Below are 26,574 nucleotides of genomic sequence, written 5' to 3'. Positions count from 1 at the left end.
GGTGCCGGTCGGTTCAGGACGGCGACGTGGTAGTGCCGCTCCCGTTCCACCCGGGCCGGACGCTCGACGACCGCCGCGTCCAAATCGACTGCCGCTGCCCGGCCCGGCCGGCGCTGACCCGGGTGGGTGGGGCCTCGCGCCGGCCGGCTCCGCCGCCCCGAGGTACCCCTACCTCGGCGGGAAGGCGAGACGGTGACGGATTGCCGGTGCAGTAGGTCAGGCCAGCACTTCGAAGGTGAAGGTCGTCGCGCCGGCGGTGACGGTGCTGCCGTTGGTGGCGAGTCTGCCGGTCACCTCGAGGGTGACCGCGTAGGTGCCGGCGGCGTCGAAGCCCCAGTTGACGTGGGCGTGGGTGTCGCGGTTGACGTTGAGGCTGTCGGGCAGGCCGTTGCCGCTGTCGAACAGCACGGTCGGAGTGCCGCCGGAGACGGTGTAGACGCTGAAGCCGGCCGGTCCGATGACATTGGTGAGCTTGACCGTGACGCGGTTGTTCTGGAAGACGTTCGACGGGATTCCGGCGGTGTTCCAGCCGGCCCAGAGCAGTCCCGAGGTGCTGCTCTGCGGCAGGACCCAGGCCTGACCGCCGGCGCCGAGGAAGGACCAGGCCGATCCGCCGGGCACGGTGACCTTGGCGGCGCCCGGTACCTGGAAGACAACCTCGGCGGGGTCGCGTTCGACGGCCACGCCGGTGGTCTCGTCGAGCACGTCTACGGTGAGCGCGCCGCCGGTGTAGTCGATGTCGAGGACGTCGACGTGCCCGCTGGACAGGACCACCGGGGCGGCGGCGACAGGCGTGGCGGAGCCGGCGAGCAGCGCGGCGGTCAGGGCGAGACCGGCCAGGAGTCGGTGTCGGGTTCGCATGGCGGTCACCGCTGGACCGTGAAGCGGAGCACGGCCGGCTGGGAGGTGACTCGTTCGCCGGTGGCCGCGATGGTGCCGGCGGCCTGGACGGTCACGCAGTAGGCGCCAGCCTTGTCGAAGGCCCAGTTGGCGTGGGTGTGGGCGCCGACGGTGAGGGCGATCGCGTCCGGGGTGCCGTCCCCGCTGTCGACGAGGATGGTGGGCTGTCCGACGGCGTTCTCGGTGTAGACGGCGAGTTCGCCGGGTCCGGCGACGGATTGCACGGTCAGCGTGACGGAGTCGTCGGCGAAGATCCCGGACTCGATCTCCTCGGTGGCGATGCCCGGCCAGATGAGGTCGGTGTTCTGGATCTCCGGCAGGACCCACACCTTCGACACCCCGGGCGCGCCGAGGAAGGCGAAGGCGGGGTCGTTGGGCACCGTCACCCTGGCCTGGCGCTTCACGACGAACGCGACGTCGCCGGCGGCGTACTCGATGTCGTTGTCCTCGTCGTGGACGCCGACCTCGAGTTCGCCGGCCTCGTAGCCGATGTCGATCAGGTCGATGTGGCCGGCGTTGAGGACGGCGGTCGTGGCGGCCTGCGCGGGCAGCGCGGTCGTGACCAATCCTGCGGCGACCGCCCCGGCGGCCAGCAGCAGGCGGATGGGCTTGCGCACGTGGCACTCCTCTCCCGGCTCCCCGGTGGAGTCGGCATGGAAACGATAGTCGTTTCTATTAAGCGATGGAAGAGCGCGGACAGCCGAGCGCCCGTGTCGGCTCGCAGCGGGGTCGACACGGGCGCTCGGGCGGTCGGGGTCAGGCGGACGCGGCGGCAGGTGACGGCCGCCGGTGGCGGCGGCTCAGGAGGCCGTAGCGGGGTGCGGCGAGCCAGCAAGCGGCGAAGACAGTGCTGAGGGTCAGCACGATCAGCCCGCCGGAAGCCAGGTTGTAGTAGTACGACAGGTAGAGGCCGACAACCGCGCAGGACGCCCCGATGCCGGCGGCGAGCGCCATCATCACGCCGAGCCGGTCGGTGAGCATCCGCGCCGCCGCCGCGGGGGTGATGAGCAGGGCGAGGACGAGAATGTTGCCGACCGCCTGCAAGGAGATGACGATGGCCAGGGTCACCATCACGTACAGGGTGACGTCGAGCCGGAACACCGGCAGGCCGGCTGCGGCGGCGGTCTCCCGGTCCAGGCTGACGGTGACCAGTTCCTTCCGCAGCAGCAACGTGACCGCGATGAGCAGCGCGCCCACCACGGCGACGGTCAGCACGTCGCCGTCCGACAGGCCCAGGATCTGCCCGAACAGGAACGACGCGAGGTCACCGGTGTAGCTGCTCTGGGTGCTGACCAGGACGATGCCGAGGCCGAAGGCGAAGGCGAAGAAGACGCCGATGACGGTGTCCTCCTTGAGCCGCCGGTTCTGGGACACCACCGCGATGGTCAGGGCCGTCACCACGCCCGCGACCGCCCCGCCCAGGGCAAGGTTCGCGCCGAGCACGTAGCCGACCGCCACACCGGGGAACACGGCATGGGCCACGGCGTCTCCGATGAAGGCCATTCCCCGCAGGACCACGAACGTGCCGACCACCGCGCAGACGATGCTGGCGAGCACGGCGACGGCGAAGGCCCGTTGCATGAACACGTGCTGCCACGGCTCGGTGAGCAGGTCGATCACGGCGTTCCCCCCAGCGTGGTGAGCAGGTGCGCGGAGGAGGCCACGCCGAAGGCGCGCAGCCACACGTCGGGGTCGCGAAGGTCCTCCGGTGGCCCTTCGGCCACGATGCGCCGGTTGAGCAGGCAGAGCCGGGTGCAGGTGACGGTGGCCGCCGGCAGGTCGTGGGTGGTCATCAGCACCGCCGTCCCGTCGGCGGCGAGCCGGCCGAGCAGGGTGGTGAGCAGTTCCTGGGTGGGTGCGTCGACGCCGGTGAAGGGTTCGTCGAGCAGCAGCACCGCCGGGCGCGTGGCGAGGGCCCGGGCGACGAGCACCCGCTGGCGTTGACCACCGGACAGCTGGCCGATCGGCCGCTTCCGCAGGTCGGCCAGGCCGACCCGGTCCAGCGCCTCGGCGACGGCGGCCCGGTCGGCCGGTTTCGGCCGGCGCAGCCAGCCGATCTGCCGCGTCCGCCCGGTCAGCACCGCGCCGGCCACGTCGACCGGGAAGTCCCAGGCGAACTCGTGGCGCTGGGGCACGTACCCGACGAGGCGCCGGACCCGCGCGGCGGGCTCGCCGACCACGCAGACCTGTCCCGACTCGGCCGGGGTGAGTCCCAGGACCGCCCGGAGCAGGGTTGTCTTGCCTGCGCCGTTGGGGCCGATGAGGCCGACCAGTTCCCCGGCCCCGACGGTGAGGTCCACCTGGTCGACGGCGAGCCGCTCCCCCAGCCGCACGGAGAGCGACTCCACCCGTAGCGCCGCCGTCATGCGGAGTCCGCCGCGCGAGCGCTGGCCCGGCGACGCCGGGAGAGCAGGACCAGCAGCATTCCGACCAGCAGAAGCACCAGACCCACGCCGGCCGCGGTCAGCACCCAGCCCGCGCCGGTACGCGGCAACGGCCCCCCGGCGTCGTTGCTCCCAGCGGGAGCGTCGGTGTCCCCGCCGCCGAAGCCGCGGTCCGGATCGGTTCCGCCTCCGACGGCGATGGTGAGCGTCTTCGTGTCGCTGACCGCCCGGCCGGCGGTGGTGGTGCCGCTCATCTGCACCGCGAGCCGGTAGATGCCGGGCTTGCCGAACGCCCAGTTGCCGTGGGCGTGGGTGTTCGGGGCGATGCTGATCTGCTGGGGGAAGGACCTGGCGGAGTCGAAGAGCACGTCGGGTTTGCCGAAGGCGCCGGTGAGGAACAGCGCGAACCGGCCTGGTCCGTCGACTCCCCTGAGCGTCCAGGTCACGTTGCCCCTGGTGCCGGAGACGACGGATTCGTGCTGGGTGTTCCAGCCGGGCCAGATGATGCCGGCCTGCTGGGACTGGGGCAGCATCCAGACGGTGTCGCCCGGCTTGCCGAGGAAATCGGCGCCGGCCGGCACGGTGATCTTCGCGTTGTCCTTGACCTGGAGCACGACGTCGGCCATCTCGCGCCAGACCGCCGGGCTGACCGTGTCGTCCTTGATCCGGATGGTGAAGGTGTCGCCGGTCAGTTGCGGCCCCATGTCCAGGTGTCCGTCGGAGATGACCGTCCGCTCACCGGCGCGGGCGGCGACGGGCGACCGGGCGGGCGCCTGCGGGGCGGCCGAGGCCGGCGGAGCCGCCGCGCGCGGCGCGACCGACGCCGGATTCGCCGGTTCGACCGTCACTGCCGCCAGCGCCGGCGGAGGCACGGCGGAGGACGGCGTGATCGGGGGTACGACGACTCGGTAGGTCTTCTCGGCGGAGACGCTCACGCCGGTGCGTAGGGTCGCGGAGGCGGTGAGGATGAGCTCGTGCCCGCCCGGGGTGTCGAACATCCACACGGTGGGGCCGGTGCGGGTGGCGGCGGGCAGTCGCATCGTTTTCGGTGCGGCGGGGTCGCTGCCGAGCAGCGGGGTCGGCGTGCCGAGTGCCGACAGGCGGTGGACGGTGAACCGGCCGGGTCCCTCGACCGAGCGCAGGGACACCCGCACCTCGTCGTCGACGGTGATGCCCCGAGGCACGCCGGTCGCGTCCAGCTGCGGGAATCCGTGGTGCCCGCTGGTCAGCGACCACACGGCGCGGCCGGGTTCACCGAGGAAGGCGAACGAGGTCCCGGTCGGGACGCGGCCGGCGGCGCCACCGGAGGCGTCGATGTCGATCTCGTCCGAAGCGTGGCCGGGGAGGCCGAGGCTGGTCTGGACGGCGTCGCGGACCCGCAGCGACAGCGCGCCGTCGTCGAGGGCGACCGACAGCAGGTCGGCGCCCGCCGGCGGTACGGTCGGCGGGGTGGCGCCGGCCGGCGCGGTGCCGGCCGTCAGGGTGAGGACGGCGAGAGCCAGGACGGTGGCGCCGGTACGGATTCCTCTGATGGTCATGCTTTCCTTCCCAGGCAGCGCAGGAGTTCGTCGGCGTTGTGCCGCATCATGGCGACATAGCTGGTGGCGTTGGCGTCGAAGGCGTCGCCGTAGACCAGGCAGATGTCCACGCCCTGGTCGGTGGCGACGCGACGCAGCACGCCAGCGCGGGCGGCGAGGTTCGGCTCGATGAACACCGCGGGCACCTTGAGGTCGCGGATGGTCCGGGTCAGCTTCGTCACCTGCGCGGCGCTGGGTTCCTGCGCCGGGTTGGGCACGACGAACCCGGCCACGGTCAGTCCGTACGCCTTGGCGAGGTAGCCGAACGCGTCGTGGGTGGTGATCAGCTGCCGCCGCTCCGGGGGGAGCATTGCCAGCCGGGTCGACACGTAGGCGTGCAGGTCGCCGAGTTCGGGCAGGTAGCGGTCGCGGTTGGCGCGGTAGGTGTCCCGGCCGTCGGGGTCGACCTTGGCCAGGGTGTCGGCGATGACGTGGACGTAGGCCTTGGCGTTGCGAACGTCCTGCCACAGGTGCGGGTCGATCTCACCGTGGACGTGCTTGCCGAGCACCGCCTGCGGGAGCTGCCACACCTTCGTTCCGGGCGGGCCGAGGAAAGCGAACCGGTCGTCGTCGGGCACCTCCTCGACGGCCCGGTCGGGCACGTCGATGACGACCTGCTCGGCCGGGATGTCGCCCTGTTCGTCGGTGCGGGCGAACACCTGGGCGGTGTCCAGGTCGACGGCGAGGTCGGTGTGCCCGGCGTCCAGTACGCGGGTGCGGCCGTGCCCGGTGAGCGTCTGCGGATCGACGCCGACGGCGAAGGCGACGGTGCCCGTGCCAAGCGGGCGGGCGGGCGTTCCGTCGCCCGGGTCGACCTGCGCCGACAGGGTCACCCGATACTCGCCCGGCTCGGTGAACGCCCAGTTGACGTGGGTGTGCGCGTCCGGTGGCAGCACGGCCACATCGGCGGTGTCGAGGCCGTCGGCCGCGTTGTAGTAGACCTGCGGCTGGCCGAGCGCGTCAGTGAGGTACACCGCGAACTGCCCGGGACCCTCGACCGCCGTGGCCGACAGCCGGACGTCGGCGCCCCGACCGGGCCCCTTGCCGCGCACGGCGAGGCCGAGCCACAGCACGTCGAGGCCGACGTCCTCGACCAGCGGAATCAGCGTCGCGCCGTGCTGTTCGGCATTCTCGGCCAGGCTGATGTTCGGGGCGCCGTCGGGAACGTTGGTGTCGAAGAGCTTGATCAGGGCGTGTTCTTCGAGCAGGAGGTGGTTGGTGAAGGCGACGTCGGCGCGGGCGACCTTCGCCGCGTCGGCGGGGGTCGGTTCGTAGGAGTGAGGGTCGCCGCCCGGCGGCACGACGGTTTCCACAGTGATCCGGTCGCCGCCCACGTTGCGGGCGAGATCGGCGATGATCTCGGTGGTCACCGCCACCGTCACCCGGCCGTCGCGGCCCGCCGCCCCTGGCGAACAGCCGGCGGCGGCGATGGTCAGGGCCAGCGCGAGCGCGCCGGCCCGGCGCGTGCGTCTCATGAATCGTCCTTCCCCGTGTGGTGCGTGGATGTCGTGGCGGTCGATGTCGTGGATGCCCCGGCGGCCGCCGGCCCGGCGGGCGCGGGACCGCCGGCCGCGTCGGCGCGTCCCTCGGCGCGGGCCTGCTCGATGGCGAGGGCGAGGTGCCGTCGCCGTCGGCGGCGGACGGCGGTCGCGGCCCATCCGGCAAGACCCAGGCCGAGGGCCAGGAGGGTCTGGGGCCAGGGGGGTGCCCAGAAGCGGGCCTCCGCGGTGGCGGTGGCGGGTGGGGGGTCGAGCACCTGATCGGCGATCGGCCGGGGCCGGACGGCGGCAAGCGCGGACATCCACGCCAGGGGCGGCACCCCGGTCATGCGGACGGTCGCACGCAGGGCGCCGCCGGGCAGGATCTCCGGCAGCGCGGCGGCGTCGGTGGTACGGGACGGCAGGTCGAACGGGCCGGCCACTCGCAGCGACGGCACGCCGGCCAGGCGCACGTTGCCGGTGTTGCGCACGGTGAAGGTCGCGGTCACCGTGCCCCCGGCGAGAGGGTTGGGTGAGCCTGTGTGCCGCACCCGCAGGTCCTCGATGCGCAAGCCGGGAGCCAGTTGCCCGGCCACCCGCAGGTAGATGCGGGAGCCGACCCGGTGGTCGACGCGGACCTGGTTGCCCAGCGCGTCGGTGCTGGTGCCGGCGAGGGAGGCGACGATCCCGCCCGCGTGGTCGCCGGGGGTGGCGTTGCGCGGAACCGTCAGCGTGAACGGGATGTCCAGGCGCGAGGTCGACGGGATGGTGACGGTCCGCCGCGGCAACCGCACCCAGGCGCCGACGTCGACCGGCGCGGAGTCGGCGGGCAGCAGGTCGTAGCCGCCCTGCGCCGTGGTGAACGCGTCGCTGGCGTACACGGCGACGGTGACCGGCCGCGCCGAGTGGTTGACGATGCCGACGTGGTCGGTGACGGTGACGCCCGGGTTGAGCTTGTAGGTGAAGGCCGACCGCCCGTCGGGTCCCTTGGCCGTGGAGGGAACGACGCCGACGGTCACCGCGCCCGGACCTCGTGGTGCGACGGGGGCGGTGCCATCGGGTGACGGGGTGGGAACGGGGGCCGCGGCGGCGAGGGCCGCGGGGACGGACGGTGCGGTTCGCGTGGCGGTGGGCGGTGGCGTGGCGACGGCGAGGACGAGGGCCGCGGCGACGGCGGCGGTCAGGCGCATAGGGTCGGTGATCCGTTTCAGGGTGCGAAAGGTTGGTCGGATGCCTGGGGCGGGATGCGGGAGCTGCGCCCCGCCCCAGGCGCCGGCGATTCAGATCGCGGTGAGGGTGAGCGTGGCGGTGTAGGTGCCCGCCGCGGTCTCGGTGGGCAGGCTCAGCCGCAGCCCGGCGCCGAGCTGCGCCGTGCCTCGACCCGCGCCCTCGGGCGCGGACCCGAGGACAGCGCTGGCGCCCAGGCCACCGCCGGCCCCGACGACGTACGGGGCGACCTCCGGGCCGGGGACGACTCCCTGGCCGGTGCCCCGGCTGAGCACCCGTGGCGTCCAGCCGAGGTAGCCGGCGCTGAACGTGGCCCCGCCGTCGGCGGTGAAGTCCTGCGGGATCTGCCCGGAGGCGCTCCAACCGGGGCTGGCGGCCCGGGTGTCAGTGACCGTCACCGCCCGTAGCTCGCCCCGGCTCTCCCACCGGTCGCCGCTCGCGTTGAGCTGGGCGGGCGGCAGCACCACGGCCCGGTCGTCGGGGTTGACGCTGATCGTCAGGGCCCCGGCGGTCGCGTCGATCGACGCGGTGATGGTCTGCGACGCGCCCGGTTCCTGCGGCGGGAACGCCACCCACAGCGACACCGGCTCGCTCGTGGCGACGACGGTGTGGTCGTCGTCGTAGAGCTTCGCGACGTACTCGCAGGCGTTGAGCTCCCGGATGGCGGTGAACGTGTAGGCGGCTCCCGCCTCCCCGGGGATCACCGCGAACTCGTCGGTGCCGGGGCAGCGGCTGAACCAGTGGTAGTGGTCCAGTTCGGTCCGCGGCGTCTGTACCGCGTTGAGCGTCACGGTATCGCCGGGCTGGTACTCGTCAGCCATGCCGGTGACCGCCAGCGACACCCCCGGGGTGCCGGTCGGCGGCTCACCGACCAGGAAGGAGTACCGCACCGGGCCGGTGCTGACCGCCGTGCCGTCGGTGAGGGTGGCGTCGGCGCGGAACGTCAGCGTGTAGCTGCCGAGCGCGGTGAACGCCCAGTTGGCGTGGGCGTGGGTGCCCACCGGCACGTCGAGGGCGTCCGGCAGGCCGTCGTCGCTGCGGAACTTCACCAGCGGTCCGCCGAACGCGTCCTGCATGAACAGGCTGACCTCACCAGGCCCGGCGACGTCGACCAGGCTGAGCTTGACCTGATTGCCGGTGAACACGCCGGACGCGAGCCGGGTGGTGTTCCAGCCCGGCCAGAGCAGGTCCGGGTCCTGCGTCATCGGCAGCAGCCAGATCCGCGCACCGGCCGGTCCCAGGAACGCGAACCGCGGGTCGTCCGGCACCGGCATCGCCGCCTGCGGCAGCACCTGGAACGTGACGTCCGCCGGATCCCGGATCACCGACGGGCTGATCGTGTCGTCGTTGACCTTCAGGGACAGTTCTCCGTCGGCGTAGTGCACATCGACCGCGTCGGTGTGCCCCCTGGACAGCATCACCCGGTCGGCGGCCGACGCCGTGGCCGGCGCCAGCACCACGCCGGCGGCGACCACCGCCCCGGCGATCAGGGCCGCGATGCCTCGCGGCCGGATGGCGATGTTCATTCCTCCCCTTTCACGGCCCGCACCAGTCGGCGGGCCGATGTCGTCAAACTCCCGGTGACCCGCCAGCGGGCGGCGTGGTCACCAGGACGCCTTCCGGATGCCGGGCAACTCGCCGCGCAGTGCCATCTCCCGGAACCGCACCCGGGAGAGCCCGAAGCGGGCCAGCACGCCGCGCGGGCGGCCGTCGATCACGTCCCGGTTGCGCAACCGCACGCGGCTGGAGTCGCGGGGCAGGCGGGCCAGCCGGCGGACGGCGTCGTCCCGCACGGACGGGTCGGTGTCCGGGCCGGCGATCAGCCGCTTCAGCTCGTCCCGGCGCTCGGCGTGCCGGGCGACGAGTTCCTCGCGTCGGGCCTGCCGGTTCACGAGGCTCTTGCGGGCCATCAGCGTGCCTCGCGGAACTCGACGTGCCGGCGCACGATCGGGTCGTACTTGCGCAGGACGAGCCGGTCCGGATCGTTGCGGCGGTTCTTGCGGGTGACGTACGTGTAGCCGGTGCCGGCGGTGCTGCGCAGCCGCACGACCGGGCGGACATCGGTCTGCCGGGCCATCAGACCCTCACCCCTCGGGCGCGCAGCTTCCCGACGACCGTCTCGATGCCCCTGCGGTCCACTGTCTTCAGTGCCTTGGCCGTCAGGGTCAACCGCACCCACCGGCGCTCCGAGGGCAGCCAGTAGCGGTGATTCTGCACGTTCGGGTTCCACCGGCGCCGGGTGCGCCGGTGCGAGTGGGACACGGCGTTGCCGAAGCTCGGCTTCGCGCCGGTGACGTCACAGCGTCGGGACACGTTTCACTCCTCCAGTCGGGCTTGACCGTAACGAAAATCGTTTTCGTTTCTACATCGGCCGATCGGGCGACCTTCACCCGGGGTCCCCCACGACCTCCGACCACCGCGGCGTGCCCGCCGATGAAGGGCGACCATCGCGTCACCCGCCTTCCACCGACGCGACGCCCGCCAGGGCAGGCCCCGCCTGTCGCTCGCCACGGATCATCTGCCTATAATGACAATCGTTTTCAACAAGTGTCGAGAGGAATGTGATGTCCACGTCCCCGCTCGCGCCCGCCGAGCCCGGGGCTCCGACGGCCGAGGTCCGGCCGTCGTTGACCGTGCTCAGCGGCTTCTGGCCGGCGGCGACGTACGCCGCCGCCCGCACACTGCTCGCCGCGGACCCGGCACTGCTGCTGGTCCGGCACGACCTCACCGACCTGGCCGCCGGCACCGTGCACCGGGTCGTCCGGGACGGTGCGGGCGTGCTCGAGGACGAGCGGATCAGGCTCGCGCACGGCTGCGTCTCCTGCACCCTGCGCGAGGACGTGCTGCCCACCCTCGCCCGGCTCGCCCGCACGCACCCGCACCGCGACCTGCTGCTGATGCTGCCCGAGGTGGTCGAGCCGGAGGCCGTCGCCGCCGTCTGCGCGCACTGCCTGGTCGACGGCGCCCCGATCACCGACCTGCTGCACGTCGACTCCTACGTGACCGTGGTCGACGCCGAGCACGTGCTCGACGGGCTGGCCAGCACCGACGACCTGAAGACCCTCGGTATCCAGGCCGCCGACGATGACGACCGGGCGCTCGCCGACGTCATCGTCCGGCAGATCGAGTACGCCGACACCCTCGTCCTGTGGGGACAGTCCCGCGAGGGGGCGTACGACACGAGCCGCCTGTCGGTGCTGCTGGAGCGGATGGCACCGTGGGCGGCGCAGGTCCGCGTCGACGGCGACCCGGTCGACGCCGGCGCGCTGACCCGGCAACTCCGCGGCACCCTCCGGCACCGCCCCGAGACCCCCGGCGTCCTGTCCCGCGGCCTGGAGGGCCACATCCTCGGTGTGCACGAGCCGCACCCCGACTGCGGAGTGGTCTCCGTGGTCTTCCGCGCCCAACGGCCCTTCCACCCCCGGCGCCTGCACGACGTCCTCGAAGACGCCAATACCGAGGTCGTCCGCTCCCGCGGGCACCTCTGGCTCGCCAGCCAACCCGACACGGTCATCGCCTGGGACTTCGCCGGCGGCGGCCTCGCCCTCGGCTCACTCGGCCGCTGGCTGGCCGCCCTGCCCGACCCGTACTGGGACGAGGTGTCCGACCACCGCCGGCTGGCCGCCGCCCTGGACTGGGATCCCTACTACGGCGACCGCCACCAGCACCTGGTCTTCATCGGCCTGGACCTCGACCCCGCCGCACTGCACCTCGCCCTCGCCCGCTGCCTGCTCACCGACGCCGAACTCGCCGACGGCGAGGAGATCTGGCGGCGCTACCAGGATCCCTTCGCCGGCTGTTTCCCGCTGGCCGACCTCGCCCCGTCCGCACCGACCGTCAACACCGGAGGAGACACCACATGAAGCCCGGCATCCACCCGGAGTACCGGCCGGTCGTCTACCGCGACCGCGCCGCCGACTTCGCCTTCCTCACCCGCTCCACCGCCCGCAGCGAGCAGACGATCGAGTGGACCGACGGCATCACGTACCCGGTCGTCGATGTCCAGATCTCCTCCGCCAGCCACCCCTTCTGGACCGGCAGGCAGCGACTGCTCGACACCGCCGGTCGGGTGGAGAGGTTCCGCGCCCGCTACGCCCGGCGCGGCCCTCAGCCACCGCCCTGACATCGCCGGGCCCGCACGTCCACGCGGTGCGGGCCCGTGCTCGCACCGGGATGCGCCGCGGTCGGGTGACGCGCCGCGACCCGCGGCGACACGCGGCAGGCCATTGACGGGTCGAGCGTTACGTGGTGTGCTCAGCCGATAACGGTAACGGAAACCGTGATCGTTAACGTGCGTGAGGAGGAGCATGTCTCTCACTGTGCCGCCAGCCCTGCTCGAGGCCGCCGAAACCGGTCCCGTGGACGACGAGGCTTTCGTCGCCTGCGTGCGCGACTCGCTGCCGTACGCCTGGCAGACCGTCAGCCGGGTGGCCGCGGACCTGGAGTCGTCCGACGCCGAGTTCGCCGACAACGTGATCCCGCCGCCGACCGAGGCCGAGCGGGGCCAACTGTTGCGCGCCCTGGCCAGCGACGCGATCCGGTCCAGCCTGGAGCGCCACTTCGGCGTGAAGCTGGCGTTCCAGAACTGTCACCGCGTCGCGGCGTTCCGACCGGGCGCCGTCGACTCCGAGACCTACCGCCGGTTCGTCTCCACCCGTGGGCAACTGCTCAACCAGTCCCCCGAATTGCGTGACTGCTGACCCACCCGCGGCCCGGCGAGCGGAGCGGGCGGTGTCGACGCACCTGTTCCTGCTCGCCGGGCAGCGCCCCGGCTCCACGCACGCAGGTGCTCTCGCCGACGCCCAGCACTACGGCCGGACGGCGGAGCAGGCCGGCTACGCCGGCGTATGGATCGCCGAGCACCACTTCATCCCCTACGGGGTGTGCCCCTCCGCACTGGCCTTCGCCGCGCACCTGCTCGGCGCCACCCGCCGGATCACCGTCGGCACCGCTGCCTGCATCCTGTCCAACCGCAATCCGGTCGCCCTGGCCGAGGAGACGGCCCTGCTCGACGAACTCTCCGGCGGCCGGTTCCTGCTCGGCGTCGGGCGCGGCGGCCCGTGGGTGGATCTGGAGGTCTTCGGCACCGGCCTGGAACGCTTCGAGTCCGGCTTCGCCGAGTCCCTGGACGTCCTGGCCCGGTGGTTGTCCGGCGCGAGGACGGTGGCCGGCAACCAGCGTTTCCCGTTCCGGCCGGTACGGGTCGTGCCACGGCCCCGGCGCCGGATCCCGGTCTGGATCGCCGCCACCTCGCCGACCACCGTGGACCTCGCCGCCCGGCTCGGTATGCCGTTGCTGCTCGGGCTGCACGCCGCGCCCGACGAGAAGGCAGACCTGCTCGACCGGTACGCCCGGGTGGCATCCGCCCACGGCAACGACCCCGAACTGATCGCGCATGCCAGCGCTCACGTGGCGCACGTCGAGGACAGCGACGAGCAGGCGGCGCGCACCGTGCGCGCCGGACTGCCCCCGCTGCTGGCAGGCACCCGCGAGTACGTGCGGCTGGACGGTGCTCGGAGCGGCTCGCACGACATCGACGCGTACGTGCGGCGGCTGATCGACATCCATCCGATCGGGTCACCCGAGCGCTGCCGGGAGGCGCTCGCCGAGGCTGCGGCACTGCCCGGGGTCCGGCACCTGTTGTTGATGGTCGAGGCGGCCGGCGGCCGGGACACCACCGTGCGGACGCTGCGACGGCTCGCCTCGGACGTGCTCGGCCTGCCCACGGACCAGCCGCTGCACGCGGAGGTGGCGTGACACCAGCACAGCCGCTCGGGCGACACGCGCCGGCTTTCACCCCGGCGGGTCCGGAACGCCCGCTACAGTACCGCTCATGAAAACGGTTGCTGTTAACGGTGCCCCGGAGGATGAGCGGTGAAGGTCGCATTCGTCGGCAAGGGTGGCAGCGGGAAGACCACCCTGGCCGCGCTGTTCGCCCGGCATCTCGCCGAGCTTGGTCGGCCTGTGCTCGCCATCGACGCCGACATCAATCAGCACCTCGCCGTCGCTCTCGGCGGACCGACCGCTGCCGTCGCGGAGATGACACCGCTGGGCGAGCACCTGCCCGCGATCAAGGAGTACCTTCGCGGCAGCAACCCGCGCATCGGCTCCGCTGCGGAGATGATGAAGACCACCCCGCCGGGCGCCGGCTCGCGGCTGCTGCGCGTCGCCGAAGAGAACCCGATCTACACCTCCTGCGTCCGCCCGGTCGGCCCGGTACGCCTCGCGGTGACGGGTGAATTCGCTCCCGAGGACCTCGGCGTCGCCTGCTACCACTCCAAGGTGGGTGCGGTGGAGCTGATGCTCAACCACATGCTCGACGGACCGGGCGAGTACGTGGTGGTGGACATGACCGCGGGCGCCGACTCGTTCGCGTCCGGCCTGTTCACCCGGTTCGACCGCACCTTCCTGGTATGCGAACCGACGGTACGCAGCGTGGGCGTATACCGGCAGTACGCAGGCTACGCCCGCGACTATGACGTGGCCCTGTCCGTCGTCGGGAACAAGGTGGAGGACGCCGGCGACGTCGAGTTCCTGCGGGAACACGTGGGCGCGGACCTGCTGACCTGGGCGTCCCGATCGGCCTACGTGCGCCGCGCGGAGCGGGGCACGGTCGGCCCGCTCGACGAGCTGGAGGCGGCCAACCGGGCGGTGTTGGCCCAGCTGACCGAGAGCGTGGACCGCACCGGCCAGGACTGGGACCGGTTCACCCGGTGGGCGCACGAGTTCCACCGCCGCAACGCGGCTGCCTGGGGCAACGACCGCACCGGGATGGACCTCGCCACCCAGATCGACCCCGACTTCCGCATGGGCGCACCGGCGCTCAGCGTGCCGACAGCCGTGACCGCCTGAGCCGCAGGGACACACCCACGAGGAGGCGCATCGGCCGCAGCGGGCCGGCGGATGCGGCCGCGCTCCTGAGGCGGCTCGCCCGCTTCAGATTCCGACGGACGGTTCGGGCGGCATCAGGTGGTGCTGGGCATCAACGCGAACACCGGGCACAGGTGCCGAAGATCTCCAACGTGTGGCCGACGTCGGTGAAGCCGTGCTGGGCCGCCAACTGGTCGGCCCACCGTTCCACGGCCGGTCCGGCGACCTCGACCGTGCGCCCACAGTTGCGGCAGACCAGGTGATGGTGGTGCTTGCTCTGGCTGCACCGGCGGTACAGCTGCTCACCTCCGGGCGACCGCGTGGAGTCGATCTCGCCGGCGTCGACGAGCAGCTGCAGCGTCCGGTAGACGGTCGTCAGGCCGACCCGCGCGCTACGGGCGAGCAGCATCTGGTGCAGTTGCTGCGCCGTATGGAAGCCCTCGACCTCCCGCAGCAGCGCCAGCACCTCGCCGCGCTGCCGGGTGTTCCGGGTCGCATTCGGGATTGCCTGGTTCACCCTCGCCGCCATCCTCCCCTGATCCCGGCCGCCGCGGGGTCGACCTGTCGAACCACCGGCCCTTGCCGTCGGACCATTATGCGTCGCCCGACGTCAGCGCCCGCGCCGGGCGAGCCTCGCCGCTCCGACACCGCCGATCCCTGCGGGCCAGAGGCCCCCGACAGTGCCACCGCACTCGGCCGCCAGGCGGAGGTGCGGCCGACGGCATAGGCACGCGCCCTGCATCGACAGGGCCCCGTCCTCTGGAGGAAAGAGAACGTAATGGGGGTGCTTCTACGCGCCGATGTGGAGAGCAGTCTGAAGGAGAAGCACGACCTGTGGCAGGTTCCCGCCTCACCGGCCTCGATCGATGCGAGGTCGACCGTCGGCAGAACCCATGAAGACAGCGGCATCTGCGACCGCCCACTGATTGCCGATCGCGGCCATCAGCCCGAACCCGCCGTGATGAAGCTCCCGACCACGCAGCCCGGCAGGGGACCATCAGCAGCGAGGCGGGGCCGTCGAGGGTTCCGACGACCCCGCGTGATGTGCTGGATCAGTAGACGGTGACCCCATACGCGGCCAGCGCCTCCTTGACCGGCTGGAAGTAGGTGGTGCCGCCGGTGCTGCAGTTGCCGCTGCCCCCGGAGGTCAGGCCCAGGGCGGTGTTTCCGGCGAACAGCGAGCCGCCGCTGTCGCCGCCTTCGGCGCAGACGTTGGTCTTGATCAGACCGTAGACGGTGCCTTCGGCGTAGTTGACGGTGGCGTTGAGCGCGGTGACCGAGCCGCTGCGCAGGCCGGTGGTGCTGCCGGAGCGCAACACCGACTGCCCGACGTACGCGTCGCCGGCACCGGTGATGTCGCGGTAGGAGCCGTTGTAGAGGTAGACGTTGCCCGGGCGGGTGACGTTGCTGTTGTCGTGCCGAACGATGCCGTAGTCGTTGCCGGGGAAGCTGCTGCCGACGCGCGGTCCCAGGTACGTGCTCAGGGACGAGTTGGCGTACCAGTACAAGGAGATGTTCGTGCAGTGGCCAGCGGTCAGGAAGTACTGCGTGCCGCTGCTGCTTCGGACGTTGAATCCGAGAGAGCAGCGTCCACCGCTGCCGGCGTAGATTGCGTGACCGCCGGAGATGGTGGTGTTGAGAACGCCGGTGTCCCGTTGCAGGCGGCCGGTGGCGCCGAGCTGGTCGACAGCGGAGCGCACCCGGTCGAAAGCGGCTCCGACGACGGTGCTGTCCACGCTGACCACGACCTGGTTGGTGGTGGGATCGGTCCACCACGCAGTGCCGGGGATCTTTGCGGTGCGCTCCAGTTGGGCGGTTGCGCGGCGCAGTTCCGCCTGGCCACGCGCGACGATTCTCGGCGTAGCGCCGGCGGCGGCGACCTGCCGTGCCGCGGCCACGTCAGTCACGGTCACGACCATGTTGCCGCTCGAGTCCAGGTAGCTGCCCGCTGAACGGTCACCGAGGGTAGCGACGAGCTTGGCGGCGGTTTCCGGGGAGGCGGGGGCGGCGTGGGCTGGTGTGCCGGCCAGCGCGGTGACCAGCAGGGCGCCGATTGCGGCGGCTGCTGCGGCTCGACGCCAGGTTGACCTTGTGGGTCGCATCGCTCCTCCAAGGGGGTTGGGGTGGTCCGGCGCAGCCCGTGGGCCACACCGGCCTGGGAAGACGAATCGGACTATATAGATAGTGTTAGATGGTGTTGTATATGGCAATACCGGTATTCATCGTGCTTTATCAATAACTCTCGCGATGACGCGGGCGGCGCGAGACGGCCCCGCACCGCTCGGCTCGCCGCCGGTCGACCGCGCCTGTGCGCGGGCACCGAAGCCCAGGCCGAAGCCGACGAGCAGGCATGCCGCGGCGAGCCAGAGGACGCCCCGCTTGCGCCGCCTGCGGCCGGCGGCGGCCGCCGCCCAAGCCCATTCGTCCGGCCGCTCGTTCCGGTTTCGCTCCTGGGATGCCGTGCGGTAGGACGGTTGAGCGCCCGGCCATCTTTCCGGTCGGAGTGAGGACAGGGGCGGCTTCTGGTCATGATCGCGCATGTCATGCTCCCCACGGGCCGCTTGAGACCCGGCCGACCCGCCGACTGGGGCCAGCCGGAAACGGTGGATGCGGCACTGGGACAGCGGTGGGCGGTCAGGAGGTGGCTTGGCTATTTCAGGTCGTTTTGTCGGCACGTCACCCGTCCGATCCGGAGTGGGTGCGATGGTGGCCGGCCGGCCCTGCTCGGGTCGAACCCGCGTGGAGAACGGCATCGGTAGGCGAGTCGGCCGCAACTCCGGCTTGGCAGTACTCCTTTACGTGCTCGCGCCACCCGCGGCGGCGCCCAGGCCGATGACGGCCGGGGCACCGCCGCTGCACCCGAATCTGCAGCAACCCGTCGGTACGCGTGGGCGCAGCAGAGCCGTGCACCGGCCGCTTCCTGGGGAGTGGGGAGCGGCCAGTGCCGGGTTCGGCGGCTCCCGCAGCACGGGACGTGCGGCGAGAATCCGGGGTGGGAAGGTTCGAGCCTGCCGGCACCGCCGCCGGTGCCGGTTTCTCTCAGAAGGTGGCGACGCTGAGCAGCTTCTCCTTGGTGCCGTCCGGGTCGTCGACGTTGTTCCAGTCCGTCGTGCCGGCCGACTGCAGGGCGGACTTGACGGTGCTGGGCGAGGCGGTCGGGTTGTTGGCCTTGTAGAGGGCGGCGCCGCCGGCGACGTGCGGGCTCGCCATCGAGGTGCCGGAGATGGTGTCGTAGCCGCCGCCCTTCCAGGTGGACTCAATGCAGACACCCGGGGCGATCAGATCCACGTCGGCGCCGTAGTTGGAGAAGTCGGCGAGAGTGTCGTCGACATCGGCGCGGCAGGTGGCCGCGGCCCCGCCACCCGGCAGGCCGTTGAAGTCGGCGAGCGCGCTGACGGTGATCACCTCGTCGTACGCCGCGGGCACGAAGGTGTTGGAGTCGGCGGCGCTGTTGCCGGCCGCCACCACGTACGTGACGCCAGCGGCGACCGACTTGCAGATCGCCTCGTGCATGGCGTCCTTGTTGCTGCCGCACGCGCTGTCGGAGCCGGAGCCACCGAGGCTCATGTTGGCGACCTCGATCTTGTCAGCGTTCGCGGTGACGTAGTCGATGCCGCAGATGATGTCCGAGAAGCTGCCGCTGCCGGAGTTGCTGAGCACCCGTACTGGCCAGATCCGGGCACCGGGAGCGACGCCCACCACACCCGTACTGTTGTCGAGCGCGCCGATGGTGCCGGCGACGTGGGTGCCGTGCCCGTTGCCGTCGTCCGCGGTGCGCCCTGTGCTGCAGTTCTTCGCGCCAGCGGTGTAGACGTTGAGGTCCGAGTGGTCCAGGTCGACGCCGGTGTCGATGACGGCGACGTCCACGTTGACCCGCTCATCCACGCCGTTGATCTTCGCGGTCGGGCTCAGCTCGGCGTCGGCCCGGTTGATGCCGGTCGGCATCGACTGCGCCGTGGTGGTGGCCACGCCGTCGGCCTGCACGAAGAGGACGCGCGAATCACGCGCGATGCGCTCCGCGGCGGTGGCGCTCATCTGCGCCGAGTAGCCGCGCAGGGCGTGCTGGTAGACATGGCCGACCGTTGCGCCGTTGGTGCGGGCGTGCTCGGCGGCGACAGATGGGGAGTCGGCATCGGCGCGGAGCACGACGATGTAGCCGGCTGCCGCGTCGGCGGGGGCGGCGGTGGCGCCTGTCGCCGCGGCGGAGGCGACGACGATGCCGGTGAGCATCGCGACGCCGAGGGTTCTGCGCATAGGGGTTCCTCTCCATGTGCGGTAGGGGCGGTTGGCCCACACGCAGGTTGCCCCACCAGGAACGGCTTGGACCAGGAAGAAACGGGATCTGTTATTGGAAATATATAAATATAGGCAAAAGGGGCATACCGGGACACCCGACGTCGGGGACGTCGGGTCGCGAACCCTCCTGCCCGGGATATCGGCGGGTGGTGCGTTCGCGTTTCACCACGCCCTCTTGGTGCCGCGACAGCGGGCGGATACCGTCGAGCCAGGCACAGCGAAAGGGGCCCATGAGCTTATGGAGGCGCCGGATCCCGCCGTCGTCCGTCGGGCCGCCGACGGAGATCCTGCTGCCGTCGCCCAGGTCCTGGCGCTGATCAGGCCGATCGCGGTTCGCTACAGCCTGGCGCGGCTGGGCCACATCGGCGTCGGCGGAGCCACCGCCGAAGACGTGGCACAGGAGGTCTGCCTCGCCGTGCTGCGCGCCCTGCCGCGGTTCACCGACCAAGGTCGACCCTTCCTCGCGTTCGTATACGGCATCGCCGCCCGCAAGGTGGCCGACGCCGGCCGCGCAGCCCACCGGGAGCGGGCCGACAGCGTCGCCGACGTCCCGGACACACCCGACCCCACCCCCGGGCCGGAAATGCGGGCACTCACCGCCGACCTCAACGCCCGATTGGCCGAACTGCTGGCCCAGTTGCCGGCGACCCACCGGGAGATCCTGGCGTTGCGGCTGGCGGTCGGCCTGACGGCCGAAGAGGTCGGTACCGTGCTGGGCATGACGGCCGGCGCCGTACGACTGGCACAGCACCGCGCGCTCACCCGGCTCCGCACACTCGCCGGGGACACCTTCACCGAGGTGATCATGTGAGCGAAGGGGCATCCTCTGCTTCGTCGCCGGACCCGGTTCTGCGGGATGACCAGTTGCTCGACGCGATCAGTCGCGGTAACGGGCCGGTCGACCATCCGGCCGACGACCCGATCGCCGCCCTGCTGACGCGCTGGCACGCCGAGGTGATGGCGCGATCGAAGCAGTTGGAATCGAGGTTGGAGGTTTCGGCCGCGGCGTCGGCAGTCCCGGCTAATCCCCCATCACACTCGACCGTCGACGCCGCGCCTGGTGGGCCGGCTCCGGCCCGATCCGGCCGGATGGGCCGCCCCCCTGCCGTCGCCGCCGTCAATCAAGCCACCGGGTGGCGACACCGGAGACCGAAGGTGTTCGCCGGCACCACGCTTGCCCTGGTCACCGTCGTCGGCGCCGTCTGGCTCGGTGCCGCCCGCGCCGAGCCGGGCGAGCTGTTGTGGCCGGTCACCCAACTGGTCCACGCCGACCGAGCGGAGGCGCTACGCACCGAACGCGAAATCGGCCGACTACTGGACCAGGCGCGGCAGGACCTTGCCGGCGGCCAGCACGCCAACGCCCGCTACCACCTAGACCGTGCCACGGCCCTGCTAAACCGCATCGGCGATGACGAGACCGTCACCCGGCTGCGAGACGACATCAACGAACTGCGGCACCTGATCCCGCCCCAGGACCCGACGAATCCGCCAGCCCCCGACACCTCGATCGGGGCCGGCGTGCCGGCACCGTCCGACACGGAGTTGGCACCGTCCGCCGTTCAACAGCCCGCGGCCACCACCGGACCGACGTCGCCGCCCCGCCGACCGACCCAATCGACACCGACGCCCCCAACAACCGGGAGCCGACCGACAAACTTGCCCGAAGGGACGCCGCCAGCCCAGCCGAGCGCCCCAGCGGTGATTCCGCAGCCACAAGCTCCGCCGACAACGGCTTTCACCACCGGCATCGACGCGCCCCACCCCACTCGAAGTGTTCCCTCGCGAGTGGACCCGGCCGGACCCGGAGCAGGGCGACCGGTACGGTCCGATCCGACCTTGAGGTGACTGTGGGACAGGGCTCGACGCCGACAACTTCGTGGAATGCACTGCCGTCGCGGCTCTGCCGGCAGCAGGTTTCCGCTCTGCACCGTAGACACCCGTCGGAAAGATCGTGGCTCAACGGCCTGTTCAAGGATGCGCCCGCACTAGAGAAGGTAGTCGGTCGCGTTCAGCACGACGATGTCGGCCCGGTTTTTCGCCAGCCGGCTGAGCGTCTTCGCCGCGTGGTGCCCGGCGGACGCGGCCCCGATCACCACACGAGGCTTCGTCATTTCGACGCCGTTCCCGCCCACGGCCGGGGCGAATGTCGCCGGCGCGACCGGTCAGGGCTCGGCCAGCCGGACGTATCCGGTTGAGCCCACCGCCTCGATGTCCCAGTGCCGACCGAACGCCCGCGCCCCGCTGATCATGATTCGTCCGATCTCCTCGGGGACCTGCGGGTCGACCACCAGCTTGCCGTTGACCGCGTCGAGGCCGAGCATGCTACGGAGAAAGTTCAGCGGCGCGCCCGCCGCCCAGGCCTGTGGGCTGCACGCCGTGGGGTACTGCACCGGCCAGGTCGAGCGCCCCCGTTGATAGCCGGCGATCGCCTCCGGCAGTCGGAAACTGAATGCCTTCGCCGCCTCCAACAGCGCCAGGGAGACCCGGTTCGCTTCCTCCCGGTAGCCGTAGCGTGCCATTCCGAGCACCGCGATGGAGTTGTCGTGCGGCCACACCGTGCCGAGGTGGTATCCGATCGGGTTGTACGCCGCCTCGTCCGTCGACAGCGTGCGGATCCCCCAACCGGAGAACATCGCATCCGCCATCAACTGCCGCACCACCTGCCCGGCGCGCTCCTCCGGCACAATCCCACTCCACAACAGGTGCCCCATGTTGGAGGTGATGGAGTCGATCCGGTTCTTGTCACCGTCGATCCCGACGGCGTAGTACCCACCCCGCTCCTCGACCCAGAAATCCCGGTTGAACGCGGCCCGGAGCCGCTCGGCGTCCGCCCGCAGACGCCGTGCCAGATCAGGATCGTCGAAGGGACCCTCGGCCAGCTCAGCCAGGCGCAGTTTCGCGTCGTACGTGTAGCCCTGGATCTCACATGTGGCGATCGGTAGGACCGGCAACCGGCCGTCGGAGAACCGGACCCCGTCCCACGAGTCACGCCAGCACTGGTTGCCCAGCCCCTCCGGGGACCGGGTCAGGTACTCGACGTAGCCGTCGCCGTCACGGTCGCCGTACCGGTCGATCCACTCGAGCGCGGCTAGGGCGTTGGGGCGCAGCAACCGGACCAGTTCGTCGTCGCGGGTGAACCGCCAGTACTCGGAGAGCAGGATGAGCCAGAGCTGGGTCGCGTCCGCGGTGCCGTAGTACGGGCTGTAGGGCCGCTGCCCGGTCCGGGTCAACTCGCCGTTGCGCACCTCATGCAGGATCTTACCCGGCTCCTCGTCGGTGAAGTCGTCGACCTTGCGGCCCTGCAACCCGGCGAGCGCCACCAGCGCCCCCTTGGCCAGGCGCGGGCCGCCGATGAGCGTCTGGTAGGCCGTGATCAGCGTGTCCCGTCCGAAGAAGGTAAGAAACCACGGCAGCCCGGCCGCCGGCAGGGCGACCCGTTGTCCGTTCATCTCGGACTCCAGGCGCAGCGCCACCAGATCCGTGAGGGTCTGCTCGATGGCCTGCTCGAACAGGCCGCTGTCGCTGCTGAACCGCCCGACCACCGAGCGCCACCGGGCGGCAGGATCGACGGCGCTGTGCCGGAAGACGTCCTCGAAATCCCCCCGCACCGGCTCCACCACTCCCATGCCCGGTGAGAGGGAGACCTTCAGATCGACCCCCCAGTCACCCCCGGGCGGGAGGTCGAGCACCCAGACGAAGTCGTCACCGTCCACCCGGTCCGGCACGGGCGACGCATGCACCTCGGTCTGGGCGACGAAGTCGCCGTTCTCGTAGCGGAACAACAGTCGACCGCTGTCCGCCCGATGCCGTCGGGCGATGGCCTCGGCGCGTTCCCGCACACCCGACTTGATCTCCAAAAGGTCAGCGAAGTCGCTGCCAACCCCCAGCCGCAGCTCGACACGGACGGGTTCGGTCGCTGAGTAGTGCAGTTCGATCCGCTCATGCAGGCCATCCCCGAGGTAGCGGCGACGACGGACGGTGAGTGCGTCCGCCGGCAGGTCCGGCAGGTCCGGATTGGCCAGGTAGAACTCCGCCGAGTAGTGGTCGACCGTCCCGGAGCGCAGAACCAGCAGCGGTCCTCCGTTCACGGTCAGCATCCATCGGTTCAGCAGCCGGGTGTCGAGATGCACGAGCCCACCGATCGAGCCCACCGGTATGTTGCCGACGGGGTCGGAATACATGAACGTGGAACCACTGAGTACCGCGATCGAACCCGGGTCGAGTTCGGGCGGCAGATCCCGCTGCCGCGCGCCGTTCCGCTTCGCCCCAGCGAGGTGAGGCGTCGGATCGGCAGGTGTCGGACGCTGGTCGGCCATGCGTTGACCGTAGAAACACCAGTCATGGCCGGTCATCACCCACTCCGGGTGATTTCACAGGTGCTCCCGGGTCGACATCGCCGCACTCCGGACAGGGTGGCCTTTCGGTGGCCTAAAAGTGCCGGCGCAGCCGCCGCCCGGAGGCGGCTGACCTGCCGTCTCCCCCGTTGCTGACTGTCAGCGTCGGTCGTCTTCGGTCGGCGGTTGGCGGCCCCGTGACCATCCGGGCGCCCGTTGCTCGCGAGGGCGCGCTGCTTCCCAGGGGTTAGGGGCGGGATCCGGTCGCTACCGTGGTCGCGGCGGCGGCCAGCAGGTTCCTGAGCCGAGCATGCGGGAACCGCTCCTCGACCTCCGAAGGCGGTGTTACCCGTGTGCTGTAGAAGGAGACGTCGTGGTCGTCGTCTTGTTCGGCCCACAGGTTGCCTGCTTCGTCGCGGTGCCACACCACCTGTTCGCCCCGGAAGTCGGCGCGTTCGAGCCAGTCGGCGCCACTGGGCCAGTAGCCGTCCCAGCCCTGGGGCCGCAGTGCGACGTACGCCGCGTCCACGGCGGCAACGGCGGCGTCCACGTCGTCGTCCTCGAAGACCGCGGCGAACCGGCACAGCAGGGCCATCGGCGCCCCGGGGTGCGACAGCAGCGGATCCCGCACGGCGACTGCGCGGCAGATCAGATCGAGCTCCGACCAACGCAGCGCGTACGGGTGCCAGTGCGCCAAGTCGTCCCAGCCGAGCCCAGCCCACTCGGCGGAACCAGGCCCGGTGATGCCCAATTCGTACGAGCCGAGCCGGGTGTCGACGTCCAGCCCGATGAGGTGGCCGCCGCCGACGTCGAAGGCGACGTTGATCGTCGTGTCCCGCTCGTCATCGTCATCGTCGTCGTCCTCATCGAGCAGCTCTTCAAGGTCGCCGAGCCGGTCGGCGCCGGGGCCGTCCTCCATCGCGAAGGTGTACCGCGCCCAGAACGCCGGATCGTGCAGAGATTCGCGCAGGGATCCTGGAATACCCATCCCACGATCATCACCTGCCGACGCGACACTCCGTCAGGCGGGTCGGCCGCCTTCGACTCGAGCACGCCCGGAAGACATGCTTCCCCGCGGTCGGTGTTGTCTGGTGGGCGCGCGGCAGGTTTCGAACCTCGGACTCTTCACTTCTTGGTCAAGGCGCTACAGTCCATGCTGCCGGTCCTGGTCGGGTGCGCCCTGACCGCCCGCTTCCTCACCGGGCGCTGGGCTACCTGCCCAGGGGTACCACAACGAGCACATCGCCCTGGCGCTTCCGGCTGCCACTTGTCGACGGCCGTGACCATCAGCACGCGCACGAAGACCGCGATGACGATCAACCCGCCTCGGGACCGGCCGCACATGTCGTAGCTGGACCGTAGGGTCACGCCATGACGACGACACAGACCCACACGCTCGCCGCCCCCGGCGTCGATCTGGTCTACGACGTGCGCGGACCACTCCCGCCGGCTGACGGTCGGCCCGCGCTACTCATGATCGGTCAGCCGATGACGGCGGAGGGCTTCACCGCGCTCGCCGCCAACTTCACCGACCGCACGGTCGTCACCTACGACCCTCGCGGCCTGGGCCGCAGCATTCGCACCGACGGCCGGTCAGACCACACGCCGCAGCAGCAGGCGGCCGACCTGCACCTGCTGATTGAGGCGCTCGACGCCGGTCCGGTCGAGGTCTTCGCAAGCAGTGGTGGTGCGGTGACGGCGCTCGAACTGGTCGCGTCCCACCCCGACGACGTTGTCACACTGGTGGCGCACGAACCACCGATCAACGCTGTGCTTCCCGATGCCGCGGCCGCCGAGCGTGCCCGGGCCGCCTTCCACGAGGCGTACCAGGCGAACGGCTTCGGCGCGGGCATGGCCGCGTTCGTCGCGATGACGTCCTGGCGGGGGGAGTTCACCGACGACTACTTCGCCCAGCCCACGCCCGACCCGGCGACGCTCGGCATGCCAACCGACGACGACGGCACGCGTGACGATCCGCTGTTGTCGAAGAACTCGTGGGCGATCAGCGACTATCGCCCCGACCCGAAGCTGCTCACTGCCGCGCCGACCCGCATCGTGATCGCGGTCGGCGAGGAATCGGCGGGTACGTACACCGCGCGCACCGCGCTCGGCACCGCGGCACTGCTCGGCCAGCAGGCGACGGTGTTTCCAAGCCACCACGGCGGCTTCCTCGGCGGCGAGTTCGGTTACGCGGGCAAGCCCGAGGAGTTCGCCGCGAAGCTCCGCGAGGTCCTGGCCACCAGATAGCCAGCCGACGCCACCGTTTCAATACCCGCTGCCCGCTGCCCGCTGTCCGCTCCGGCCCACCAGGTGAGCCCCCTACGTCTGGCGGTCAGGCGAGGCTCGGAGCGCTCCGTTCCGCGTGCAGGTCCCACAGCACGACGCCGACGAGGACCAGGGTCGCGGCGGTCATGAGTACCAGGGCCGAGGCGACGACGGCCAGCGGCGCGAGCGCGATCAGCGCGGCGATGCCGGCCAGGCGGGTGTGCGAGACGTGGCCCAGCAGCGACCACTTCAGCAGCGCATGCCCGAGGAGGTAGAGCGCTGGACCGCCGAGGATCAGCGCCGTCGTGGTGATGGTGGCCGGTTCGGTCGGATGCGCGATGGTGAACTCGTCGGCTGCGGCGGTCACGATGATGCCGGCCACCATCGGAATGTGGCAGTACGTGTACGCGACGAGGCCCAGACGCCCCGGATCGGACGCGGTGGAGATTGCCCGTAGGCCGGCCTCCTCCGCCCGGTCGAAGTAGATCCACCACAGTGCGGCGGTCCCGACAAAGGCCGTCACGAACGCCGCGACGCTCACCACCGAGCCGGGTGATTCGCCCATACGCGAGCCGGTGATCAGGATCGACTCACCGAGCGCGATGATGATGAACAGGTAGCTGCGGTGGGCCATGTGTTGACCGGCGATCGTGTAGTCCGTGGTGTGGGCACGGCCCAGCCGCGGCACCGGAAACCCGAGCCACATCACCACGTAACTGGCCAGGATGGCGATGAGCCAGATCGCGGCCCGGGCGTCGCCGTGCACCAGCCCGCCGGCGAGCCACAGCACCGCGAGCACCGACAGCCAGAACAGCACCCGCTGCGCAACCGCGACGAGCGGGTTGCGGCCACCGGAGGCCAGCAGCTCGAACACGATCGCGCCGAGCTCGATCGTCACGAGGGCGGCCGCGAACGCCAGGCCACGGCCCTCGAACGCCTGCGGCAGGGCCGCCGACATGATCAGGCTGGCCAGCGTCAGCCCAAGGAACAGCAGTTGCACCGGCCGCCGGTTCCGGGCGAGATAGTTCGTCGCCCAGGTGGTGTTGATCCAGACCAGCCAGACCGCCAGCATGAGCAGCAGCGTCTCGCCCGCCCCGCGAAGCGTCAGGTGCTCCAGCAGGTGATGGGTGAGCTGCGTGACGGCCAGCACGTAGACCAGGTCGAAGAAGAGCTCGACCGGCGTGACCTCGGCCGAGCCCGGCCGGCGCAGCAGCCCCCGCGTCCCGTCCGCCGGCACGGCGTC

At 71.2% G+C, this 26,574-nt stretch carries 26 protein-coding genes; 8 read left to right on the top strand and 18 right to left on the bottom strand.

All coding sequences use genetic code 11. From position 1 onward, the window contains the following. Positions 1-216 precede the first annotated feature (216 nt). The 11 genes from AC1WTP_RS18470 to rpmB form a co-directional block, all read right to left on the bottom strand. On the bottom strand, positions 217-870 hold the full coding sequence (locus AC1WTP_RS18470) for a choice-of-anchor M domain-containing protein (RefSeq protein WP_481650510.1): 654 nt from the start codon (positions 868-870) through the stop codon (positions 217-219). Beyond that, positions 867-1,517, bottom strand: a complete 651-nt coding sequence (locus AC1WTP_RS18465; RefSeq protein ID WP_481650509.1) for a choice-of-anchor M domain-containing protein — start codon at positions 1,515-1,517, stop codon at positions 867-869. Before AC1WTP_RS18465 ends, AC1WTP_RS18470 begins: the two co-directional genes overlap by 4 nt. A gap of 139 nt (positions 1,518-1,656) precedes the next feature. Next, positions 1,657-2,481 carry an anchored repeat-type ABC transporter permease subunit gene (locus tag AC1WTP_RS18460; RefSeq protein WP_481650558.1) on the bottom strand — a complete coding sequence of 275 codons (825 nt, stop codon included), beginning with the start codon at positions 2,479-2,481 and terminating at the stop codon, positions 1,657-1,659. Between the two features lie 35 nt (positions 2,482-2,516). After that, positions 2,517-3,266, bottom strand: a complete 750-nt coding sequence (locus AC1WTP_RS18455) for an anchored repeat-type ABC transporter ATP-binding subunit (protein ID WP_481650508.1) — start codon at positions 3,264-3,266, stop codon at positions 2,517-2,519. Next, positions 3,263-4,822: a TIGR03773 family transporter-associated surface protein gene (locus tag AC1WTP_RS18450; protein WP_481650507.1), complete on the bottom strand. Its 1,560-nt coding sequence runs from the start codon at positions 4,820-4,822 to the stop codon at positions 3,263-3,265. Before AC1WTP_RS18450 ends, AC1WTP_RS18455 begins: the two co-directional genes overlap by 4 nt. Then, a complete protein-coding gene (locus AC1WTP_RS18445; protein ID WP_481650506.1) occupies positions 4,819-6,336 on the bottom strand; it encodes an anchored repeat ABC transporter, substrate-binding protein in 1,518 nt (505 codons plus the stop codon). Before AC1WTP_RS18445 ends, AC1WTP_RS18450 begins: the two co-directional genes overlap by 4 nt. Then, the gene (locus AC1WTP_RS18440; protein ID WP_481650505.1) at positions 6,333-7,529 is read right to left on the bottom strand and encodes a WxL protein peptidoglycan domain-containing protein; all 1,197 of its coding nucleotides are present in this window, start codon (positions 7,527-7,529) and stop codon (positions 6,333-6,335) included. The genes AC1WTP_RS18445 and AC1WTP_RS18440 overlap by 4 nt, the downstream gene beginning before the upstream one ends. 90 nt (positions 7,530-7,619) lie before the next feature. Further along, on the bottom strand, positions 7,620-9,092 hold the full coding sequence (locus AC1WTP_RS18435; RefSeq protein ID WP_481650504.1) for a choice-of-anchor M domain-containing protein: 1,473 nt from the start codon (positions 9,090-9,092) through the stop codon (positions 7,620-7,622). A gap of 78 nt (positions 9,093-9,170) precedes the next feature. Continuing rightward, a complete protein-coding gene (rpsN, locus tag AC1WTP_RS18430) occupies positions 9,171-9,476 on the bottom strand; it encodes a 30S ribosomal protein S14 (protein WP_481650503.1) in 306 nt (101 codons plus the stop codon). Continuing rightward, on the bottom strand, positions 9,476-9,643 hold the full coding sequence (gene rpmG, locus AC1WTP_RS18425; RefSeq protein WP_481650502.1) for a 50S ribosomal protein L33: 168 nt from the start codon (positions 9,641-9,643) through the stop codon (positions 9,476-9,478). Before rpmG ends, rpsN begins: the two co-directional genes overlap by 1 nt. After that, positions 9,643-9,879: a 50S ribosomal protein L28 gene (rpmB, locus tag AC1WTP_RS18420; RefSeq protein WP_481650501.1), complete on the bottom strand. Its 237-nt coding sequence runs from the start codon at positions 9,877-9,879 to the stop codon at positions 9,643-9,645. Before rpmB ends, rpmG begins: the two co-directional genes overlap by 1 nt. A 251-nt stretch (positions 9,880-10,130) precedes the next feature. Between rpmB and AC1WTP_RS18415 the strand changes: the two genes are divergently transcribed. From AC1WTP_RS18415 to AC1WTP_RS18395, 5 genes are all read left to right on the top strand, one after another. Continuing rightward, entirely contained in the window at positions 10,131-11,429 is a 1,299-nt protein-coding gene (locus AC1WTP_RS18415; RefSeq protein WP_481650500.1) for a CobW family GTP-binding protein, read from the top strand. After that, a complete protein-coding gene (locus tag AC1WTP_RS18410) occupies positions 11,426-11,689 on the top strand; it encodes a type B 50S ribosomal protein L31 (RefSeq protein ID WP_481650499.1) in 264 nt (87 codons plus the stop codon). The genes AC1WTP_RS18415 and AC1WTP_RS18410 overlap by 4 nt, the downstream gene beginning before the upstream one ends. A 184-nt stretch (positions 11,690-11,873) precedes the next feature. After that, positions 11,874-12,266, top strand: coding sequence for an SCO5389 family protein (locus tag AC1WTP_RS18405; RefSeq protein WP_481650498.1), 393 nt, complete (start codon positions 11,874-11,876; stop codon positions 12,264-12,266). Between the two features lie 31 nt (positions 12,267-12,297). Further along, positions 12,298-13,323, top strand: coding sequence for an LLM class flavin-dependent oxidoreductase (locus AC1WTP_RS18400; RefSeq protein WP_481650497.1), 1,026 nt, complete (start codon positions 12,298-12,300; stop codon positions 13,321-13,323). A gap of 117 nt (positions 13,324-13,440) precedes the next feature. Beyond that, positions 13,441-14,418 carry an ATP-binding protein gene (locus AC1WTP_RS18395; protein ID WP_481650496.1) on the top strand — a complete coding sequence of 326 codons (978 nt, stop codon included), beginning with the start codon at positions 13,441-13,443 and terminating at the stop codon, positions 14,416-14,418. Between the two features lie 130 nt (positions 14,419-14,548). Here AC1WTP_RS18395 and AC1WTP_RS18390 read toward each other — a convergent pair whose 3' ends face one another. The 3 genes from AC1WTP_RS18390 to AC1WTP_RS18380 form a co-directional block, all read right to left on the bottom strand. Beyond that, on the bottom strand, positions 14,549-14,965 hold the full coding sequence (locus AC1WTP_RS18390) for a Fur family transcriptional regulator (RefSeq protein WP_481650495.1): 417 nt from the start codon (positions 14,963-14,965) through the stop codon (positions 14,549-14,551). A gap of 523 nt (positions 14,966-15,488) precedes the next feature. Further along, positions 15,489-16,538, bottom strand: a complete 1,050-nt coding sequence (locus AC1WTP_RS18385; RefSeq protein WP_481650494.1) for a S1 family peptidase — start codon at positions 16,536-16,538, stop codon at positions 15,489-15,491. A gap of 937 nt (positions 16,539-17,475) precedes the next feature. Beyond that, positions 17,476-18,690 carry a S8 family peptidase gene (locus tag AC1WTP_RS18380; RefSeq protein ID WP_481650493.1) on the bottom strand — a complete coding sequence of 405 codons (1,215 nt, stop codon included), beginning with the start codon at positions 18,688-18,690 and terminating at the stop codon, positions 17,476-17,478. Between the two features lie 280 nt (positions 18,691-18,970). Here AC1WTP_RS18380 and shbA point away from each other — a divergent pair, with 280 nt between their 5' ends. Next, positions 18,971-19,543 (top strand): RNA polymerase sigma factor ShbA, encoded by a 573-nt coding sequence (gene shbA / locus AC1WTP_RS18375; RefSeq protein WP_481650492.1) that lies wholly within the window; start codon positions 18,971-18,973, stop codon positions 19,541-19,543. Next, on the top strand, positions 19,540-20,577 hold the full coding sequence (locus AC1WTP_RS18370) for an anti-sigma-D factor RsdA (protein WP_481650491.1): 1,038 nt from the start codon (positions 19,540-19,542) through the stop codon (positions 20,575-20,577). The genes shbA and AC1WTP_RS18370 overlap by 4 nt, the downstream gene beginning before the upstream one ends. 140 nt (positions 20,578-20,717) lie before the next feature. Here the strand turns inward: AC1WTP_RS18370 and AC1WTP_RS18365 are convergent, their stop codons facing one another. From AC1WTP_RS18365 to AC1WTP_RS18355, 3 genes are all read right to left on the bottom strand, one after another. Further along, complete coding sequence (locus AC1WTP_RS18365) at positions 20,718-20,843, bottom strand: hypothetical protein (RefSeq protein ID WP_481650563.1); 126 nt, start codon at positions 20,841-20,843, stop codon at positions 20,718-20,720. A 51-nt stretch (positions 20,844-20,894) separates the two neighbouring features. After that, on the bottom strand, positions 20,895-23,048 hold the full coding sequence (locus AC1WTP_RS18360; protein WP_481650490.1) for an amylo-alpha-1,6-glucosidase: 2,154 nt from the start codon (positions 23,046-23,048) through the stop codon (positions 20,895-20,897). Positions 23,049-23,313: 265 nt separating this feature from the next. Next, entirely contained in the window at positions 23,314-24,054 is a 741-nt protein-coding gene (locus AC1WTP_RS18355; RefSeq protein WP_481650489.1) for a hypothetical protein, read from the bottom strand. A 500-nt stretch (positions 24,055-24,554) separates the two neighbouring features. Between AC1WTP_RS18355 and AC1WTP_RS18350 the strand changes: the two genes are divergently transcribed. Continuing rightward, entirely contained in the window at positions 24,555-25,313 is a 759-nt protein-coding gene (locus AC1WTP_RS18350) for an alpha/beta fold hydrolase (RefSeq protein WP_481650488.1), read from the top strand. A gap of 85 nt (positions 25,314-25,398) precedes the next feature. Here AC1WTP_RS18350 and AC1WTP_RS18345 read toward each other — a convergent pair whose 3' ends face one another. Next, a complete protein-coding gene (locus AC1WTP_RS18345) occupies positions 25,399-26,568 on the bottom strand; it encodes a low temperature requirement protein A (protein WP_481650487.1) in 1,170 nt (389 codons plus the stop codon). Positions 26,569-26,574 lie beyond the last annotated feature (6 nt).

This window comes from Micromonospora sp. R311 (assembly GCF_056780015.1).
This window is presented reverse-complemented; position numbering and strand designations above follow the sequence as displayed.